Here is a 4715-nt window from a genome sequence, read left to right as displayed (position 1 = left end):
ATGTGTTTGTTACGGCCAATCCGGGCAGCGTTTAGTTGTTCCCAAGGAATCCTGTGAACTGGCTGTTACCTCCGGATGGGATCGTAAGAAAGCATAATTTATAAAAAGGAGTTTCAAAAATGAAAAAGTTGCTTGAAGTGATTGATTTTATATGGTGCTGGACTTATTTCTTTGCTGTTTTCTTGCTTAGGCTTTTTCGGTTGATATCGCAGAAGCGTTTCATTGAGCTTTTATTCGGCGATTCAAAAGGTTTTCAAGATGAAGATGTCCTGAAAATAAAAAAATGACCAGTAGGAATTCTTAAGAAAGAGGAGGGTAGTTATTGCTTGGTAGTTACGCTGTAACTTTCAAGATTCAGAGGTTTTCCACTGGCGCCACTTAAAACAACCTCACGTCCAAGGGTCGCGCCGCCGACCGGCGCGAAGGGTATGCACCCGAACCCGAGAGGGGGCATGCTGCCCGAACCCTAATGCGATTTATCTTTATCCTGACTTCCCCATATTGCCAAGCAGAATTTAATAGTTCTTGCCCTTAATGGCTCACCAAATCGGATCAATCTAGTAACTGGTATATTGAGATTTCAGTTTGATATCTTAGGTATTCATGCATATATGCAACTAACGTAAAGTTGGGCCTTGCGCACCGACATATCAGGATGTTTTTCCAAGCGTCAGGGGGTGTCTTTTTTAAAAGTGAGATCAATCATCTTTGAACCCATTGACGTTGTAATTGGACCTGAAAGATTTTCTCCCATCTGGCCAATGACATCGCGTACAGCGGTCGACTGCAATGCTGGAAGCGGGCTAGAGATTCTCACTTCATACGCGCCAGATGATAGTGCTTTGCCGCCATCACTAAACCAAGTGGTTGAAATACGGCCATTGATAACTTCAACATTGTCTTGTGCAAAGTATTTGGCGCCTACTTTACGAAGTCCAGTCATTAAAGTCATGCCATGAGGAAGATTCGTTGTTCCAAGAATGCGCACTCGGCCATCGGTTCCTCGCTCCAATTCAAGCGAAAAATCGACTTTGATTCCTTTGCCTGCTTGTGGTGGCTTCTGCTTTGAGATGTCGTACTGCTTTTCTGTTTGCGCTTTTTTGGTTTTCGGCGAGTAGATAAGGAAGTTTGAGCCGTCTGGGAGCTTTATCATCTCCTCGGAACCCGCAACAGTATTGGTTTCAATCCATGCGTAAGCCATTAGCTCGCCTTTGGGTGGAAATAGAGCAGCGGCTTTTTGAATTTCTTCTTTGAGTAGACGCTCGGCTTCGCTCGCAGTGATTTTCCGATTTACTGTTATGTTTATGATGGATATATCGCCCATGCCCGCCTTTGGCTTCAGATACTCAATAGCGTAATTGTGGGTGCGCGAAGAATAGCCAGCGGCCATCGTCTGGGAGCAAGCAAATATTGTTATGCCCAGCACACTCAGTAATTTTAGCAATGAACTCATCGTGATTCCTCTCAGAGGGCTATAAATATATGATGGTAACATGGAGTTTAAAACATCTGCTTTCGCCATATTGCTATTCCGGTTTATATTTCATATCCCTTTTGCTGAACAACTTTGTTTATTTCAATTCCAATGTCTACAACTAATTTGGCTTGCCGATGATATTCTAACTCGATGTATTCTGTAATTGGTTTTTCATCAAAGCTGTCATGATTATGGTTAAATTTACTAAAAACGAGCTGGCACATATTTTCTTTCTTTTTACCATCAATTAGACGCACCATGTTGATTAAACTTCTATGTTTTGAATGATTGACATATGCATTAAGAAATTTATAGTTATCATTGCAGACTAACTTTGTAATTAATCTTACTAAATCTTTGTACTTATTATTAAGTAGCAATTTTCCTTTGACATTAGTTATATTGATATTTCTTTTATCAGTAAATTGCATTTCTGAGTCTATATCCATTACGAGCGCATAATAAATTGCATGAGCTAAAGTATCGTGAATCCCATGCATGCATTGCATTAGAGCAAAAATATGAGCTTCAGCATGTGGATCATTATCATCATTACCTAATATTAGGTCATTTATATTATCTTCCAACAATCTTTTAAATTCTGAAAAATGATATCTCGCAAATCTTTGCCGTTTTTCAATTGCTATTAAACATTGTGTTAGCGACATGCCTTGTTTATTTCCGTATTTTGCAAGTACTGTATCTTGCAGTTCTTTCGTTTTCCAAATCATTTAGATACCTTTAATGAAATCAAGTTCAGATTGCAAAACCATTTCTTTTAAGGGGTAAATTATTTATTCTAACTTTACGTAATTGCTACAAGTTCATCAATTTCTTTTACCCCACATGTATTCCAAACTTAATAATCTTTATTGGCATATTCGCTACACGCGCAACAAATCAGTTAAACGCAAATATTACAGGTATGTTTTGAAAGAAAAAAAACGCCTGATTGAATCAGGCGTTGATAAAGAGGAATTGCGTTTGCTTTGTCGTGCGCTTAGTAACCGGCTAAATTCACACGCTGAGAGAAGGCTCGAACGTTACCGAAAAGACCATTTCGTAAGTAATTGATTATTAATACTATTATTCTTATCATTTTACATAATACAAATTATTGGCAATTGCAGAAGAATAAAGAATAGAAGAAAAAGCGATACTATTTTAAATTTTTTCGATAAATTTCTAAGCGTCTTTCGGCGTGATGATTTAACCTTCCACTAAGAGACCTACAGTAAAGACGCAATTCTTCACTATCAACACCTGACTCGATCAGGCGTTTTTTTTTCGACCGCAACATAGCGATAATACCGATGCTTAATCGATTTGTTGCGGCTGTATCTAATAAACCAATAAAGATTATTAAGTTTAGAAAACATATTAGTATTAGTAAGTTGCAATGCATACCTATATTATTTATTAACTTAACATAATAATAGGTATTTTGAAGGAAATACAGCAGGAAAAATACAAAGACGGCAAGCAACAGGAAATATAAACCCGCTTAATAAAATGGTGAAAGTCAGATGAAGGACAGAAATTTATAAAGAAGAAATGCATGATCGCTTAGCGATCATGCAAGAAATATGATTTTAAAAGACTAATCGTTTTTAGCGCAGTAAATAGTATAAAACCGATCTAACTTTAGGGATACGACTGATTGTTATATTGTTTGATTGAATTAATTTAAAAGTAACGACATACTCCACTTATTATTTTGCCTCTGCAGCCATTTTCCGATGAGAGGCGGCCATATTCGTATTTTCTTTTGCAGCTTGTTCGTATGCACGTATCAAGCCTTGGCACATCGATGCCATATCTAGGCCTTGTCTACCGTAATATTGACTTTCTGCCTGATATTGCTCATACATTTTTTTATGTTCCTGCACTTTTGCTTGCATTTCCTTAGCAGCTTCATCATAAAATTTAGCCACTGCCTCATGGTTTGCAGGGGTTTTAGCATCATGAACAGCTTGCCCCAAGTCCATTGAGTAAGCATTCATTTGTACACCTGAAACTAATAAACCCAGAATGATTAAAAATAAAACTCTAATTTTAGTTTTCATAATATCCCCATAAATCCATTATATAAGTAGGAGTATTAATACTACTACGTCAGGAACATTTGCACTAGTATGCAATGTAATTAAAGCAAAAAAATTATTAAAACGCTTCGGCCATTAAGCGATGAGATTTAGCCAAATCCATATTTTGCTTTGTAGCTTGCTCATACACATATATCAAAGCGCGACACATCGATTCCATATCTAAGCCGCGTTTTCCATAATATTGTCTTTGTGCTTCATATTCCGCAAGCATTTTTTTATGTCTTTCTGCATTTGACAGCATTTCCTTTGCAGTATCCTCATAATGCTGAGCAAGTTCATTATGGTCACTCGGAGTTTTTGCATTCCGAATTTCTTCAGTCATATCCATTTGATAAGGTTCAAAAGGTGCGCAGGAAGTTAGTAATCCGAACAAACCAAAAACAGATAGCGATAATATCGAAATTCTCATAGTTATACGTCCTCATTGTTATGGTCAGTTAGTTCCCCACTAAGAATAGCACCATAGTATTATTCCCTACAACACAGCGCGAAAATGAGTTTTACAAGTAAAGAAAAAGTCAAAACCGTTTGGCAAAATGGAGTATTCAGGATAAAGATAAACCGCGTTAGGGTTCGGGCAGCATGCCCCCTTTCGGGGTCATACCCTTCGCGCCGGTCGGCGGCGCGACCCTTGGAGGTAATGTAGGTTAAACAGACTGTGATTTTTTAATTGTTCGTTGAATAAAGCGAGTTGCATAATTAAAAATAGACATAGCAAGCAACGCCCGGGCAAGCGTTGAAAGACTATCCGGTGCAGAAAGAAAGATTTGAAGATTACGGTATTGCTTAACCAATCGCTTTGCTTGGGAATTTATATGCCGCTTCCCTCTTTTTCTCTTAATGCTAGTGTTCATTGGTTATTTCCTTTTTATTAATTAATAGGACTGAGCGACTCTTCTATTAATTTCTGATCAAGCTTATGTAACGGCTCAATACCAATAACCATAAACCCTACTCGAAGCCCTTCTACTTCGCCGATATGATTCCTTAGTATGTCCACAACTTGAAACAAGTAATCGTATTCAATAGCTATTATGCTTTCTTACGATCCCATCCGGAGGTAACAGCCAGTTCACAGGATTCCTTGGGAACAACTAAACGCTGCCCGGATTGGCCGTAACAAACACATC

General features: G+C 38.0%; 6 protein-coding genes. 1 reads left to right on the top strand and 5 read right to left on the bottom strand.

Translation table 11 applies throughout. The annotated features are described in order from the left end of the window. The first annotated feature begins 119 nt into the window (after positions 1 to 119). Complete coding sequence (locus ACH10T_RS06855; RefSeq protein WP_394808569.1) at positions 120 to 287, top strand: hypothetical protein; 168 nt, start codon at positions 120 to 122, stop codon at positions 285 to 287. 383 nt (positions 288 to 670) lie between these two features. Here the strand turns inward: ACH10T_RS06855 and ACH10T_RS06850 are convergent, their stop codons facing one another. The 5 genes from ACH10T_RS06850 to ACH10T_RS06830 all read right to left on the bottom strand — a co-directional run bounded on the left by ACH10T_RS06850 (position 671) and on the right by ACH10T_RS06830 (position 4439). After that, positions 671 to 1453 (bottom strand): hypothetical protein, encoded by a 783-nt coding sequence (locus tag ACH10T_RS06850; protein WP_394808568.1) that lies wholly within the window; start codon positions 1451 to 1453, stop codon positions 671 to 673. 83 nt (positions 1454 to 1536) lie between these two features. Beyond that, positions 1537 to 2208: a hypothetical protein gene (locus tag ACH10T_RS06845; RefSeq protein ID WP_394808567.1), complete on the bottom strand. Its 672-nt coding sequence runs from the start codon at positions 2206 to 2208 to the stop codon at positions 1537 to 1539. Positions 2209 to 3189: 981 nt separating this feature from the next. Beyond that, positions 3190 to 3543, bottom strand: coding sequence for a hypothetical protein (locus tag ACH10T_RS06840; RefSeq protein WP_394808566.1), 354 nt, complete (start codon positions 3541 to 3543; stop codon positions 3190 to 3192). Positions 3544 to 3640: 97 nt separating this feature from the next. Next, positions 3641 to 3994, bottom strand: coding sequence for a hypothetical protein (locus ACH10T_RS06835; RefSeq protein ID WP_394808565.1), 354 nt, complete (start codon positions 3992 to 3994; stop codon positions 3641 to 3643). A gap of 238 nt (positions 3995 to 4232) precedes the next feature. Next, the gene (locus tag ACH10T_RS06830) at positions 4233 to 4439 is read right to left on the bottom strand and encodes a hypothetical protein (RefSeq protein WP_394808564.1); all 207 of its coding nucleotides are present in this window, start codon (positions 4437 to 4439) and stop codon (positions 4233 to 4235) included. Positions 4440 to 4715: the final 276 nt, after the last annotated feature.

The sequence above is a fragment of the Nitrosomonas sp. genome, from assembly GCF_043753625.1.
Classification (GTDB): domain Bacteria; phylum Pseudomonadota; class Gammaproteobacteria; order Burkholderiales; family Nitrosomonadaceae; genus Nitrosomonas.
This window is presented reverse-complemented; position numbering and strand designations above follow the sequence as displayed.

What these genes read in the sequence shown, in the direction of transcription:
- ACH10T_RS06830 (WP_394808564.1), bottom strand. Translation starts at nt 4,439, where the DNA reads ATGAACACTAGCATTAAGAGAAAAAGAGGGAAGCGGCATATAAATTCC.
- ACH10T_RS06840 (WP_394808566.1), bottom strand. Translation starts at nt 3,543, where the DNA reads ATGAAAACTAAAATTAGAGTTTTATTTTTAATCATTCTGGGTTTATTA.
- ACH10T_RS06850 (WP_394808568.1), bottom strand. Translation starts at nt 1,453, where the DNA reads ATGAGTTCATTGCTAAAATTACTGAGTGTGCTGGGCATAACAATATTT.
- ACH10T_RS06855 (WP_394808569.1), top strand. Translation starts at nt 120, where the DNA reads ATGAAAAAGTTGCTTGAAGTGATTGATTTTATATGGTGCTGGACTTAT.
- ACH10T_RS06835 (WP_394808565.1), bottom strand. Translation starts at nt 3,994, where the DNA reads ATGAGAATTTCGATATTATCGCTATCTGTTTTTGGTTTGTTCGGATTA.
- ACH10T_RS06845 (WP_394808567.1), bottom strand. Translation starts at nt 2,208, where the DNA reads ATGATTTGGAAAACGAAAGAACTGCAAGATACAGTACTTGCAAAATAC.